Origin of the sequence: Agrobacterium pusense (assembly GCF_900102105.1) — a bacterium.
GTDB classification, from domain to species: Bacteria; Pseudomonadota; Alphaproteobacteria; order Rhizobiales; family Rhizobiaceae; genus Agrobacterium; species Agrobacterium pusense.
This window is the reverse complement of sequence record NZ_FNBB01000003.1, coordinates 448,234-462,384: the sequence shown is the minus strand read 5'-3', so window position 1 is coordinate 462,384 and position 14,151 is coordinate 448,234. Positions and strand designations below refer to the sequence as shown.

Annotated in this window: 12 protein-coding genes; 7 read left to right on the top strand and 5 right to left on the bottom strand. The window is 60.0% G+C overall.

Annotated features, from left to right (window positions below; translation table 11 throughout):
- The first annotated feature begins 156 nt into the window (after positions 1-156).
- The 7 genes from BLU28_RS11190 (at position 157) to BLU28_RS11160 (ending at position 7,430) form a co-directional block, all read left to right on the top strand.
- Positions 157-1,146 (top strand): ABC transporter permease, encoded by a 990-nt coding sequence (locus BLU28_RS11190; protein ID WP_077985676.1) that lies wholly within the window; start codon positions 157-159, stop codon positions 1,144-1,146.
- Positions 1,143-2,138 (top strand): ABC transporter permease, encoded by a 996-nt coding sequence (locus tag BLU28_RS11185; protein WP_004445477.1) that lies wholly within the window; start codon positions 1,143-1,145, stop codon positions 2,136-2,138. Before BLU28_RS11190 ends, BLU28_RS11185 begins: the two co-directional genes overlap by 4 nt.
- The gene (locus BLU28_RS11180) at positions 2,135-3,133 is read left to right on the top strand and encodes an ABC transporter ATP-binding protein (RefSeq protein ID WP_077985677.1); all 999 of its coding nucleotides are present in this window, start codon (positions 2,135-2,137) and stop codon (positions 3,131-3,133) included. The genes BLU28_RS11185 and BLU28_RS11180 overlap by 4 nt, the downstream gene beginning before the upstream one ends.
- Complete coding sequence (locus tag BLU28_RS11175) at positions 3,111-4,046, top strand: ABC transporter ATP-binding protein (protein ID WP_006698435.1); 936 nt, start codon at positions 3,111-3,113, stop codon at positions 4,044-4,046. The genes BLU28_RS11180 and BLU28_RS11175 overlap by 23 nt, the downstream gene beginning before the upstream one ends.
- Positions 4,047-4,064: 18 nt before the next feature.
- Positions 4,065-5,120 carry an aldo/keto reductase gene (locus tag BLU28_RS11170; protein WP_077985678.1) on the top strand — a complete coding sequence of 352 codons (1,056 nt, stop codon included), beginning with the start codon at positions 4,065-4,067 and terminating at the stop codon, positions 5,118-5,120.
- Positions 5,121-5,188: 68 nt separating this feature from the next.
- Positions 5,189-6,427, top strand: coding sequence for an acyl-CoA dehydrogenase family protein (locus tag BLU28_RS11165; RefSeq protein WP_077985679.1), 1,239 nt, complete (start codon positions 5,189-5,191; stop codon positions 6,425-6,427).
- 31 nt (positions 6,428-6,458) lie between these two features.
- Complete coding sequence (locus BLU28_RS11160) at positions 6,459-7,430, top strand: LysR substrate-binding domain-containing protein (RefSeq protein ID WP_077985680.1); 972 nt, start codon at positions 6,459-6,461, stop codon at positions 7,428-7,430.
- 16 nt (positions 7,431-7,446) lie between these two features.
- Here the strand turns inward: BLU28_RS11160 and BLU28_RS11155 are convergent, their stop codons facing one another.
- The 5 genes from BLU28_RS11155 to BLU28_RS11135 form a co-directional block, all read right to left on the bottom strand.
- Complete coding sequence (locus BLU28_RS11155; RefSeq protein ID WP_077985681.1) at positions 7,447-8,799, bottom strand: LLM class flavin-dependent oxidoreductase; 1,353 nt, start codon at positions 8,797-8,799, stop codon at positions 7,447-7,449.
- 39 nt (positions 8,800-8,838) lie between these two features.
- Complete coding sequence (locus tag BLU28_RS11150; protein WP_077985682.1) at positions 8,839-10,434, bottom strand: ABC transporter substrate-binding protein; 1,596 nt, start codon at positions 10,432-10,434, stop codon at positions 8,839-8,841.
- A 39-nt stretch (positions 10,435-10,473) separates the two neighbouring features.
- On the bottom strand, positions 10,474-10,824 hold the full coding sequence (locus tag BLU28_RS11145) for a DUF3088 domain-containing protein (RefSeq protein WP_077985683.1): 351 nt from the start codon (positions 10,822-10,824) through the stop codon (positions 10,474-10,476).
- A 441-nt stretch (positions 10,825-11,265) separates the two neighbouring features.
- Complete coding sequence (locus BLU28_RS11140) at positions 11,266-12,855, bottom strand: ABC transporter substrate-binding protein (RefSeq protein ID WP_077985684.1); 1,590 nt, start codon at positions 12,853-12,855, stop codon at positions 11,266-11,268.
- A gap of 34 nt (positions 12,856-12,889) precedes the next feature.
- On the bottom strand, positions 12,890-14,089 hold the full coding sequence (locus tag BLU28_RS11135) for a M20 aminoacylase family protein (RefSeq protein WP_077985685.1): 1,200 nt from the start codon (positions 14,087-14,089) through the stop codon (positions 12,890-12,892).
- Between the last annotated feature and the right edge of the window lie 62 nt (positions 14,090-14,151).

Here is a 14,151-nt window from a genome sequence, read left to right as displayed (position 1 = left end):
TCTCAATAATGGGAATTATCTTTTCTTTATGGCGCTATTTTCCGTAAATTTCAGAAAATAATTCTATTACTCTTTGACAAATTCCATAAAATTAGTCAACTAATGTCGGTGCCTTCACCAGCGGATTTATGTTTTAACGATTGCGGACTGGAGCCGATGTCAAATTCGAAAAGGATTTTATCGCAGGCGAAACGGGTGGCCATTCAGGCCGTCCCGACGGTTCTCGGTATCGTCATTCTGAACTTCTTCCTGCTGCAGTTAGCGCCGGGCGATGCCGCAGATGTGCTGGCTGCGGAAGCGGGTTCGGCGACCGTCGAAACCATGGCGGAAATCCGCAATCGTTTCGGGCTGGACCTGCCGGTCCTGCACCAGCTGATGAATTATCTCGGCAATCTCGCCCAGTTCAGCCTCGGATTTTCGCCGCGCTACGGCATGCCGGTGGCTGATCTCATCGGTCAGCGCCTGCCGGGCACGCTTGCCTTGATGGGCGCGGCGCTCGGCATTGCGATTTTCGTCGGCGTGTTTCTCGGCTCCATCATGGCGCTTTTCTCCGGCAAGCTGCCTGATCGGATCATTTCCATCGGCTCGTTGATCTTTTATTCCGTACCGGGTTTCTGGATCGGGTTGATGCTGATCCTTACCTTTTCGGTGAAGCTCGGCTGGCTTCCCTCGGGTGGCGACAGCACCATTGGCAGCAGCCTCACCAGGTTTTCCGCCCTGCTGGACCGGCTGCGCTATATTGTCCTCCCCGCCCTGTCGCTGGCACTTTATTTTCTGGCGATCTACGCCCGCCTCACTCGCGCGGCGATGCTGGAGGTGAAGTCGCAGGACTATGTGCGCACCGCTCGTGCCAAGGGCGTTTCACCGATCAGGCTGACCACACGCCACATTCTGCGCAATGCGCTGATCCCCATCACAACCATGGCCGGCATGCATATTGGCGGCCTGCTTGGTGGTGCTGTCGTGGTCGAAACCGTATTCAGCTGGCCCGGCCTTGGCCGCCTTGCTTTCGAAGCCGTCATGGCGCGGGATTTCAGCGTTCTGCTCGGCATTCTGCTTCTCTCCTCCCTCGTCGTTATCATCGTCAATGCAGCCGTGGACCTGTTGCAGGCATGGCTTGACCCCCGCATTGGAGAAAGCCGATGAATTCCTCCCATACATCAGCGGTTCTCGACACGGCCGAACTCGGCGCTGAAGAAACCAGCCCCAAACCGAAGAAGCCCGAAGAAAAGACCTGGCCCTATATCCATGCGCCGGATGCGCTCTCGGCCCGCTCCGTTTCCGTGCCCCGGCGCGGCCTGCGGCGGGAACTGAAAATCTTCCTCACCAATCCCAACGCCATCGTAGGGCTGCTGTTTCTCGCGACCGTCATCGTTACCGCGCTGATCGCCCCCTTGATCTATCCCGGCGATCCCCTGGAAATGGTGGCCCGCCCGTTCCTGTGGCCCGGCCAGAACGCGGCCTATCCGCTTGGCACAGATTCCATGGGCCGGGATGTTCTGGCAGGCATCGTGCATGGTGCGCGCATCTCACTCACCGTCGGTGTCGTGGCGACACTGATCGGGCTCACCATCGGCATCGCGGTTGGCGCTTTCGCCGGTTATTTCGGCGGCATCATTGACGATATCCTCGTCAAGCTCATCGAAATCTTCCAGACCTTGCCGAATTTCGTGCTGCTGGTCGTGCTCGTCGCCATCGCCCAGCCTTCAGTCACCACGGTCACCTCGGCGATCGGCATCATCACCTGGCCACTGGTGGCACGCCTCACCCGCGCGGAATTCCGCGCCATCCGCGAGAAGGACTACGTGCTTGCCGCGCGCAGCCTCGGTTACGGCCATGCGCGCATCGTGTTTCAGGAAATCCTGCCCAACGCGCTGCCGCCGATCATCGTCACCTCCTCGGTCATGGTGGCGGGCGCAATCCTCATGGAAGCAGCACTTTCCTTCATGGGCCTTGGTGACCCCAACCGCGTTTCATGGGGTTCGATGATCGGGTCCGGCCGCGATGTCATCCGTACCGCCTGGTATCTGACCGCCCTTCCCGGCCTCGCCATCGTCTTCACCGTCATTTCGCTGAACCTCATCAGCGATGGCCTCAACGATGCGCTCAACCCCCGTTTTTCGGAGGAACGCCGATGAGCAAACTGATTGAAGTCCATGATCTCTCCGTCAGCTTCGGCTCTGCCCAGCCCGTCAAAGGCGTCAGTTTCGATGTCAGCCCCGGTGAAATGCTCGCGATCGTCGGAGAGAGCGGCTCGGGCAAATCCCTGACGGCGCTCGGCCTGATCGGCCTCCTGCCCTCCCACGCCAAGACGGGCGGGCGGGTTCTGCTCGAAGGGCGCGATCTGCTGCCGCTTTCGGAAAAACAATGGCGCGGCATTCGCGGTCGCGATATCGGCATGATCTTTCAGGAGCCTATGACCTCGCTGAACCCGGTTCTGACCGTTGGCGAACAGATCATCGAGGTGCTGCGCATCCATGAGAAGATCGATCGACATCAGGCCCGCAAACGGGCCATTGAGCTCCTAGACCTCGTCAACATTCCCGATGCCAGCCTTAGAGTGGATGATTATCCGCACCAGCTGTCCGGCGGTATGCGTCAGCGCGTGATGATCGCCATCGGCGTTGCCTGCAATCCGAAACTGCTGATTGCCGACGAGGCAACGACGGCGCTCGACGTGACGATACAGGCGCAGATACTCCAGCTGCTCGACAATCTGCGCCGTGATCTCAACATGGCCGTCATCCTCATCACCCACGATCTCGGCATCGTGGCGCAATGGGCGGACCGGGTGATGGTCATGTATGCCGGACGCAAGGTGGAGGAAGGGCTGCCGGAACCGGTTTTCTCCAATCCCTACCACCCCTATACGCGTGGCCTGCTTGCCGCCTCGCCGCGCGCCGAAGACGGCCAGCATTATCGCGATGGGCCGCTCATCGAAATTCCCGGCTCCATCGTTTCCGCCACGGGGGAACGCGGCTGCGCCTTCCGGCCGCGCTGTCCGAGCGCCCGCGGCTTCTGCGGGCAGTATGTACCACCGCTGAGGCAGATTTCAGACGGCCGTTACGCCGCCTGCCCCTTCGTTGCTCCAACATCTCAGGAGATACCCAATGGCGCTCTTGTCGGTGCATAGTCTTTCCACCCATTATACGGGCGGACGCGGCACGGTGCGCGCCGTCGATGACGTGTCGCTCGATATCGAGGCGGGTGAAACCGTTGCCCTGGTGGGCGAATCCGGTTGCGGCAAGTCTTCGCTCGGCAAGTCCCTGATGCGACTGGTCGAACCGTCTTCCGGCAGGATCACCTTCAAGGGTGCGGATGTGACCGCAATGACATCGTCCGAACTGCGCGGCATTCGCCGCCGCATCCAGATGATCTTTCAGGATCCTTTTGCCTCGCTCAATCCCCGCCAGACGGTGCGCACCATCCTTACCGGGCCGTTGAAGGTCCACGGCATAGGAGACCGGGCCCGCCAGCGGGAGATCGTTGAAGCCATCGTCGCGCAGGTGGGCCTGCCGGCGGATTCACTCGACCGTTATCCGCATGAATTCTCGGGCGGCCAGCGCCAGCGTATCGGCATTGCCCGCGCACTTGTTCTGGAACCGGAACTGGTCGTCTGTGACGAGCCGGTCTCGGCGCTCGATCTTTCGATACAGGCGCAGATTCTCAATCTTCTGGTGGAGATGAAGAAGCGGCTTTCGCTGTCCTATCTCTTCGTCTCGCACGACCTTTCCGTGGTGCGTTATTTTTCCGATCGTGTGCTGGTCATGTATCTTGGCAAGATCGTCGAAAGCGCGCCCACATCGGAACTCTGGGCATCCCCGAAACACCCCTATACCCGCGCGCTTCTCGCCGCCGTTCCCGATCCCGCCCGCCGCAAGCAGGCGGCCCCCATTTCCGGCGATCTGCCGAGCCCGCACAATCCGCCATCCGGCTGCCGGTTTCATACACGCTGCCCGCTCGCCACCGATCTCTGTCGCGAAAAAGCACCTGACTATACCCTTTTCGGCAAGAACCACGCCGTGGCCTGCCACCATGCCCAATAAACTGAAGGAGCAACCATAATGGTCGACTATCGCTATCTCGGACGCAGCGCGCTGAAAGTTTCACCGCTGAGCCTCGGCACGATGATGTTCGGAGGCCCGACGCCGGATGACGTGGCCTTCCGCATCATCGACAAGGCTCGCGAACAGGGCATCAATTTCATCGACACCGCCGATGTCTATCACGACGGCAAGTCGGAAGAAGTCGTCGGTCGCGGTATCAAGTACAGTCGCGATCACTGGGTGCTGGCGACGAAATTCGTCAACTCCCATACCAAGGGCCCGAACCTTGGCGGCCATTCGCGCAAATGGGTGATCGAAACGGTCGAAAATTCGCTGCGCCGCCTCAACACCGATTACATTGACATCCTCTATTTCCACCGCGCCGTGTTCGATGCGCCGCTGGAAGAGCCGGTTCGCGCCATCGCCGATCTCATCCGCGCCGGCAAGCTGCGCTATTTCGGCGTGTCGAATTTCCGCGGCTGGCGCATCGCCGAAATTTCGCATCTGGCCGACCAGCTCGGCATCGACCGGCCGGTTGCCAGCCAGCCGCTCTACAACATCGTCAACCGCACGGCCGAAGCCGAACAGTTGCCGGCGGCCAATCATTACGGCCTTGGCGTAGTCTCCTATTCGCCCCTCGCCCGCGGCGTGCTGACCGGCAAATACCAGCCTGGCGAACAGCCCGGCGCCGATACCCGCGTTGGCCGTGGCGACAAACGCGTTTTGGAAACGGAATGGCGTCCGGAATCGGTCGAGATCGCCCAGAAGGTCGCGGCCCATGCCGCTTCGAAAGGTGTTTCAGCGGCGGATTTTGCGCTCGCCTGGGTGCTGAACAATAAGTTCGTCACCGCCGCCATCACTGGCCCGCGCACCGAAGAGCATTGGGACGGATATATTCGCGCACTCGATGTGAAGATCGATGCGGAAGATGAAGCGTTGGTCGACAGCCTCGTCACGACAGGCCATCCCTCCACACCCGGTTTCAACGATCCGAGCCACCCCGTCGAAGGCCGTGTGCCGCGCAATCTTGAAGCCGCGCACCGCCCGGCGCTCAAGCCGCGCGCGGTCGCCTGATCGTCCAGAAGAACATGCCTGCGGCGCGCTGTGCCGCAGGCCCTCACATCCGCTCAGGGAAAACCGCAATGTCCACTCCGAAACTGCAGACAACCACCACCGACAATTCCGGCGTACCGAGCCGTGACGAGATTCTGGCCCGGGCAAAGGACATTGCGGCTATCGCAGCAAAGGATGCCGCCCGCCGCGAACGCCAGCGGGAACTTCCTTACGATATCTTCGCCCTCATCAAGGAGGCGAAGATCGGTACATTGCGTATTCCCGAAGCCAAGGGCGGACCGGGCGGCTCGATTGCGGACTATATCGAGGTGCTGATGATCCTCGGCGAAGCCGACAGTAATATTCCGCACGCGCTTCGCAGCCATTTCAATTTTACCGAAAACCTCGCTCTCGCACCCATCGAGCTGGAAGACCGGCGGCATCTCGAACACGTGCTTGCGGGCAAGCTTTTCGCCGGTGCCAGCACCGAACAGGGCACCAAGCGCCCCGGCGAAATCACCACACGGCTCAGCGCCGATGGCGACCGTTACCGGCTGAACGGTCGCAAATGGTATGCAACCGGCACCGCCTTTGCCGATTTTGGCACTTTCAGCGCTATCGGCGATGACGAGCAACCAATCGGCGTGCTCATTCCGCTTGATCGCCAGGGTATCACCATCCTCGATGACTGGGACAGCATGGGCCAGCGCATGACAGCGAGCGGCGGCGTGCTACTGGAGAATATCGAGGTTCTGCCGCATGAATTGACGACCCGTAAGCTCGGCAGCCAGATTGGCCGGCACAGTTCGGCCATGCGGCAGCTGCACCTTGCCGCCTCGGCCGCCGGCGCCGTTCAGGGCGCGCTGAATGACGGTGTCGAGTATGTTTTGCGCCAGGCGCGCACCACGCTTCACAGCAGTGCCGAAACCGCCAATCAGGACCCCTTCGTGCAAAAGATGCTCGGCGAAATCAGCGCCGGCGCCTTCGCGGTGAAAACCCTTATCCGCGAAGCAGCCCGAACGCTCGACCGCACCGCGGCCGCCTTCGCCACCGGCGATGAAGAGGCGATCGAGGCGGCCTTGCTGGAAGGCTCGCTCGCCACTGCCCGCACCCAGATCATTGCCTCGCAGCTGTCGCTGACCGTTGCCACCAACCTTTATGAACTGGGCGGCGGCTCGGCGACATCGAGCGACCGGAATTTCGACCGCCACTGGCGCAATATCCGCACGGTCTACAATCACAATCCGCTTGCCCACAAGGCGCGGGTGATCGGTGATTATTATCTCAACGGCACCACGACACATCTCAGGGAAGGCCGGGTGTTCTGACTGTGCGGAAGCCGCCAAAGGAGAAGCAGCAATGAGAACGGAGTTTGTCGCTCCCGCCGGGGGCCGGACAGCTTTTCGCCTGCCGACGCTTTCCCGGCTGCCGCCGTTGACGGCCCTGCGCGCCTTTGTCGTGGCTGCCCGCCACGCCAGCTTCTCACGCGCGGCGGAGGAGCTGCATGTTTCGACCGCTGCCATCGGACAGCAGGTCCGCATTCTCGAAACCCATCTCGGCCAGCCGCTTTTCAGCCGCCAGCGCGGTGAATTGGTGCTGACCGATGCCGGCAGCGCGCTTTATCCCGGTCTGGCGGATGCTTTCGAGACCATGATCGGCAGTCTTTCCGACCTGATGGTTTCGAATGCGCGGCCGCAGTTGAAAGTTCTGGCGGAAGGTTGCTTTGCCGCCCGCTGGCTGGCGCCGCGGCTGGGCAGCATCGTTCCGGCTCTCGGAGACGTCGAACTTTCGATCGAATCCATCGAGGGCGATACCGTCGATCTCACCCATTTTGATGCCGATTGCGCCATCGTCGCCACCGCCGCCCAAATTCCCGGCTTCATTCATGAACCGCTATTTCCCGACACCGTCAGCGCCGTCTGCACCCCGGATTTTGCAACCCGCCATGGCCTTGCAGGCGAACCGGAGCGGTTGCGTGATATCGGCTTTGCGCTGCTGCGTGGTAATGGCCTTGACCCGGCGTTTGAGTGGGCGAACTGGCTTCGCGCCTGCCGCATTCCGCTCAGGCTTTCCGCAACTGGTCCGCGTTTTTCACGCCAGACCGCGCTGATAGAAGCGATCTCATCCGGGCACGGCATAGGCCTGGTGCGTCATTCGCTGATTTCGGAAGAACTGAAAAGCGGCCGCCTGATCGCTCCTTTTGGCTCGCCGCAGCCGACCGCCAGCCGCTATCACCTCCTGACCAGTCCTGACAGGCGGCGGCTGCCGGAGATCGCATCTCTACTCGCCCTGTTGCGCGAGGATATGCGCTCCCTTGAAGCCGCCGCCTGAACACGCCCGCCCCACCTCAGGCGCGTTCCTTTTGCGGCTCTCTCGCCACGTAAATATTGTCAGGCCGTGGCAGGCCATAGTGATCACGCAGCGTGTCGCCCTCATAATCCTCGCGGAAGAGGCCTCGTTGTTTGAGGATCGGCACCACCTCGTCCACGAAGAGATCAAACCCGCCATTCAGCCATGGCGGCATGATATTGAATCCGTCGGCAGCACCCTCGCGAAACCAGGTCTCTATCCAGTCCGCTACCTGTTCCGGTGTGCCTGATATGACCTTGTGACCTCGCCCGCCGGCAAGCCGGTGAAGCAATTGCCGGATCGTCGGGTTTTCACGGTCGATGACGTCGAGAACCAGCTGATGGCGGCTGCTGTTCGCCTGCGCGCGCGTCGCTTCCACGGCCTCCTGCGGCAGCGGTCGGTCGAGATCGGCCGATGACAGGTCTATGCCGGTAATGCGCTGCAATTGCCCAAGCGAAAATGCTGGCTGGATGAGATCGTTGAAGGAGGCCTCAAGTTTTCGTGCCTCCTCTTCGGTTGATGCGATGAAGGGGCTGATGCCGGGTAAGATTTTCACATGGGCGGGATTGCGCCCCGTGGCTGCCACACGCCGCTTGATGTCGGAATAAAAAGACCGCGCACTCTCCAGAGTCTGATGCGCGGTAAAGATTGCCTCGGCATAATGGGCGGCAAAACCGCGGCCCTCCTCCGAGGAGCCTGCCTGAACATAGACTGGCCGGCCCTGCGGTGAGCGCGGCACATTCAGTGCGCCCCGCACCCGATAAAATTCGCCATCGTGATTGGCGGGATGGATGCGGTCTGTTTCGGCAAACAGTCCGCTTTCCTTGTCGGCGACGATGGCATCATCCTCCCAGCTGTCCCAGAGCTTCGTCACCACATCGACGAACTCGATGGCCTGACGGTAACGATCGGCATGCGGCGGATGCTTCTGAAGATTGAAGTTGCCGGCAGCCGCATCCGCCGAGGTCGTAACGATGTTCCAGCCCACACGGCCGCCGCTGATATGATCAACAGAGGCAAACAGCCGGGCGAGATTATAGGGCTCATAATAGGTGGTCGACGCCGTGGCGATGAAGCCGATCTTTTCGGTGACGGCAGCGAGCGCCGCCAGCATGGTGATCGGCTCCAGCCGGTGGCGGGCGGCATAGCGGATATTGGCATCCAGCACCGGCGCATCGGCAAAGAAGATCGCATCCAGCTTCGCCGCCTCGGCCTTGCGGGCGATATCCTGATAAAGCCTGATATCGGTGACGCGGTGCGGCTCCGAATCCGGATGCCGCCAGGCCGCTTCGTGATGTCCGCCCGGATAGATGAAGGCGTTGAGAACAAGCTTTTCGGATTTTCTGCTCATGGAAATGACCTCACTGCTCTAAGAACCAACTGCGGCGGCTCACGCCTCCTTCGTCAGCCATGCCCTGGCCAGATTGCCGCCGAGACCTTCGGCCCCCGTCGCATAATCCTTGATGCGCACGCTGCCGACGACCGGCTGGATGGGTGCGACGAGATTGATGACGGGAAGATCTTTCGCGACAACGGCCTGAAATTCCTTGAAGAAGGCAGCGCGTTTCTCGATGTCAGGCTCCACGGCCGCCGCTTCCAGCAGCCGATCCACCTCCGGATTGGCGTAGTGGCTGGCATTTGAGAATGGCAGGCCGATCTTGAAGTTCTTGCTCCAGTAGACGCGCTGGACGCCGGCCGTCGGATCGAAAGTGTTGGACAGGGATTCCACCGAAAGGTCCCAGGCGCGGTCAGTGTAGACCACCTTCACATAGGTGCCGAAATCGAATTTCTGGATATCGGCCTCAATCCCGATCTTCGACAGCGCCTGCGCGATGAAATCCGAATAGGTCTGCGGATTGAACGGGTTGGTGGTGACGCGGAGCTTGAAGCGCTTGCCGCCCTCCTTGCGCGGGAAACCCGCCTCATCCAGCAATTTTTCCGCCTGCGCGACGTCGAACTTGGCAAAACCGATATCGGGATTGTGAAACTTCGCAAGACCGGGGCTGATCGGCGTCGGCGATGGCACGGCGTAACCGTAAAGCACGGTATCGATCAACGCCGGAACATCGATGGCGTGGGCAATAGCCTGCCGGACCTTCAGTTCCTTCAGATATTCGTTCTCCAGATTGATGACCAGCTGGTTCTGCTGGCCGGCATAGGCATAGATGCGGTCATCCACCTTCAGTGTCGGGATTGCTTTCAGCCGCTCCAGATCGGCGAGCGCCACAGGGTTGGGGCCAATATCCCCTTCCCCGGTTTCCAGCGCCGCCGCGCGGGCGCCCGCATCGTTGATGAGGCGAATGATGACGCGCTCCAGATAGGGGCGCGGCGCATCCCAGTAGTCGGCATTTTTCTCCAGCAGGATATGGCTGCCGGGCACCCATTCCTTGAGCACGAAGGGGCCGCTGCCGATGATCTGGGCAGGCTTGGGATTGTCGGTCGGTTTGAAGGTTTCGAAGATGTGCTTCGGCACGATTGGCGATTCAGACGACGCGAGCGCGGTGATCAGGCCCGGCGCCGGCTTGGAGAGCTTCACCTTCGCGACCAGCGGATCGGAAGTATCGACGCGTTCGACATTCGCGAACGTCGCCCGACCGCGCGGATGGGCCTCTTTCAGCCGCAGGATGGAAAATTCCACATCCGCCGATGTTACCGGTTTGCCGTCATGGAATTTGGCCTTCGGCTGGAGGTGGAAAACATATTCCAGTCCGTCCCCCGATACGCTCCATTCCCTGGCGAGGCTCGGCTTCGGAGAAAGCTCATAGTCATAGGTCAGAAGCCCATCATAAATCTTCGAGCCGATGAACTGCGGTCCGCCCGCACTGGTATTGATGGCCACGAGCTGGGTCGGCTCAGGAAAATAAACGATCTTGAGCGTGCCGCCCGAAACCGGCTCTTCGGCCGCGGCGAAAGAACCGCCCGGGAGCGCCACGAATGCGCCGGCAGCAAGTGCGATCTTATGAAACTGGCGTCTGGAAATGGTCATATCTATCTCCGAAAAATCCGATATGCGGGGTGCGGCAACTCAGTGCAGCTGCGGGAACCCGTGGCGCTCGGCGAGGATTTGCAAAATGCGTTTGGTGTCCTGAATGAAATGCGTCTCGCCCTTGACCGTGACGTCGGCAGGCGCGTCGCCGGCGAAGATCAACAGCGGCAGCGACTGATTTTCCTCCCCCACGGCGGCGATAACCGCCTCACGCGGGCGCTGGAACCCGACGCGTTGGACGTCGATCCCAGCGGCAAGGTCAGGAAACGCGGCGAGCAGACCCTCGATCTGGTTACAATGCGGGCAGACGAACCGGACACCGGGGTGCTTGGGGTCTTCAAAACCGGGAGCGATCAAAAAAAGCGTATCCTTGGCCATGGCATCCATCATGTGAGGGTGAGATTTCCAGCTCACAGTGCAGGCGGCCATAGCGCGGGTCCAGAAAGCAATTCTTGCTTGGAAACGAAGAAAAGCTTTGCGCTAAATTATTGATGAAATTGATTTTTTCTAAATTTTCGTGGATGGCATCGCTGTTTCACCCGATCTGTCTCATGCGCAAAGTTTTTCCCTGAAACAGGCTTGCCGCGCGAAGGTGCAAACAGGATGGAGGGTGGGTTTCGGCAATAAAAAACCCGGCAGAATTGCCGGGTTCTGGTGAGATGCTGTTGGCGTAAAACCTCTCCTTCGTCATGCTCCGGCCTGTCTCGAGCATCTGCGATCTACAAGGCGTAGGATGCCTTGGGAGATCCTCGGTGCAAGACCGAGGATGACGTTGAATGCGGAGAAAAGTTCGTCATAACTCTCACGCGCAGGGTTATTGGATTTCTGTCCTCACTCGCTTTTCCAGGCTGTCGCCAGATCGCCATAGGCAATGTCGATGGTCGTCACGAGCGATTTCAGGCTGGTGTTGCGTAGAATGACGGTCGGCAAAGCAACGATCGAGAAATTCGGCAGCTCATCTCCGACGACTTTCTGGATCTCATGGAACTGCCCGGCCCGCTTCGTTTCATCAACCTCGATGGCGGCCGCCCGGAAAAGATTGTCCACCGTAGGATTGTTATAGTGGGCGGCGTTGACATAAGGCGCGGGGTTCTTGATGCCATCGGACCAGTAAAGACGCTGCACGCCCGCCGTCGGATCGAACAACCGGCTGATGCCATTCACCGTCAGGTCGAAACCGCGCTCGGTATAAACGCGCTTGATGAAGGTGGCGAGATCGCCTTCGACGATATCCACCTTCACGCCGAGTTTGCCGAAGGATGAGCGGAGATATTCGGACGTTTTACGGAAGACGTCGGACGGCAGAAAGGCGAGCCGCAGCGAAAAGCGGGTGCCATCCGCGCCCTTCGGGTAGCCGGCCTTGTCCAGCAACTCATTCGCCTTGGCGAGATCGAAGGGATAGGTGAAAGGCTTTTCGTCGTTATAGGCGGTGAAGACTGCCGGGATGTTGGAACCGGCAGGTTTCGCCGTCCCGAAGAAGATGGCGTCATTGATGAAATCGCGGTCGATGGCGTGGGCCAGCGCGTGACGCACCTCCTTCTTCGCCAGAATTGGGTTCTCCAGATTGAACTCGAACACGGCCGCATTGTTGAGATAAGCGTCGGTATAGACCTCCACAGCCAGTTTCGGATTTTGCCGCAGGCGCTCAAGATCGCTGTAGGAGACATCGGCGGTGTAATCCGCCTCACCCGTCTCGACGGAAATGGTGGTGGAAGCCGCATCAGCGACGAACCGTGCCACGAAACCATCAAGGTAGGGCAGATCGGCCTGCCAGTAATCCGGGTTCTTCTTCAGCTTCACATAGCTTCCGCGTTTCCATTCCTCGAACACGAAGGGGCCTGTGCCGATTGGCGCATTGCCGTTCGGGCTTTCATTGTAGTTTTCCGAAGCATAGGCATGGGCCGGCAATATGGGCGTTTCTCCGCCCGTCAGCGCGCGCAGTAGATAAGGTGCGGGTTTGGAAAGCACCACCACGGCCGTCAGCGGATCAGGCGTTTCGATATCGGCAACATTGGCGAAGGTGATGCGCCCCCGTGGCCCGACCTTCTTGAAGGCAAGCAACGAAAATTTGACGTCCTGCGATGTGAAATCCTTGCCATCATGCCATTTGACACCCTTGCGCAGCTTGAAAGTGTAGCGCAGTCCGTCGGCTGATGTTTCCCAGCTTTCGGCCAGAACCGGATGCGGTTTGAACTCGCTGTCGAACCGCACCAGACCCTCGAGGATTTTCGTGGAAATGGCGCGGGTGCGCGTATTGGAATCGGAAAGCGGCACCAGCGTCGTTGGCTCGCCGAGACCTGCAAAAGTGACGATCCCGCCCTTTTTCGGCGTTTCCGCCGCCAGCGTCGGCAGGGATGGCAGCAATGTGGCTCCGGCCAGGGCGGCACTCAGAAGCAATGTCTTACGTCTTGTAATATCCATGGATGTTTCCTCTTACAGACTTGTTTTTTAAATTTCAGGCAGGTTTCAGCCGAGTTTCCACCAGCCGCGCGAACAGGGTCGCCCCGACGGGCAGGATGTCGTCGTCAACGATGAAACCGGGATTGTGGGCAGGTACCGTGCCGGAATGGCCAAGGGTGAAAAACGCACCCGGTGCGTGTTTCAAAAGATCGGCGAAATCCTCGCTGCCCATGAAGCGGCCGGGCTCGGTGGAAACGCGCTCGTCTCCCAGAACCTCGCGCGCCACGCCGGCAACGATTTCCACTGACGCGTCATCATTGGTGAGGACCGAGAATATGTCGCGAATATCCACCTCAGCAGTCAGGCCATAGGCAGCAGCGATGTGATCCGAGATGGTGCGGATGCGGCCCCTTATGGTTTCGCGCACGCTGTCGGAAAAGGCTCGCACTGTTCCGGCAATCGCGGCCGTTTCGGGAATGACGTTATAGGCTGATCCAGCTTCGATGCGCGTGATCGACAGCACGGCGGGATCGGTGGGCGATACGTTGCGGCTGACGATGGTCTGCAGCGCCTGGATCAGCTCACCCGTTGCCGGCACCGGGTCGCGGGAGACATCGGGATGCGCGGCGTGAGCACCCCGGCCCTTGAGCCGGATGTCAAAGAAATCCGCACCAGCCAGAATGGTGCCCGGCGAAACCTTGAGGTGATTGGGCGCGGCATGGGTGGAATTGTGGAGCCCGTAAATCTCGTCGACCGGAAAATCCTTGAACAGCCCATCGGCAATCATGGCGCGCGCGCCGCCCAGTCCCTCTTCGGCAGGCTGGAAAATGAACACCACCGTGCCGGCGAAATCGCGGGTTTCCGCCAGATAACGGGCGGTGCCGAGCAGGATGGTGGTGTGCACATCATGCCCGCAGCCATGGAACTTTCCGGGGTAGACGGATGCATAGGGCAGTCCGGTTTCCTCGGGCATCGGCAGGGCATCCATATCGGCCCGGAGCCCGATGGAGCGATTGCCCGCATGACGGCCGCGCAGCACGCCAACCACGCCGGTCTTGCCATAACCGCGATGAACCTCGATGCCCCAGGAAGCAAGCTTTTCAGCGACGATGCCTGACGTGCGCACCTCCTCGAAGCCGATTTCGGGATGCTGGTGCAGGTCGTGGCGGATAGAGACGAGTTCGGGAACATAGGTCCCGATCCGGTCGATGATTTTAGGGGCGGGTGTCTTAACGGGATCGACGGCGATATTCACGGTATCTCCTCAGGGCAAACAACATCGTTTTCGCAATCAGACGATTGCGAAGGATTGGGTTC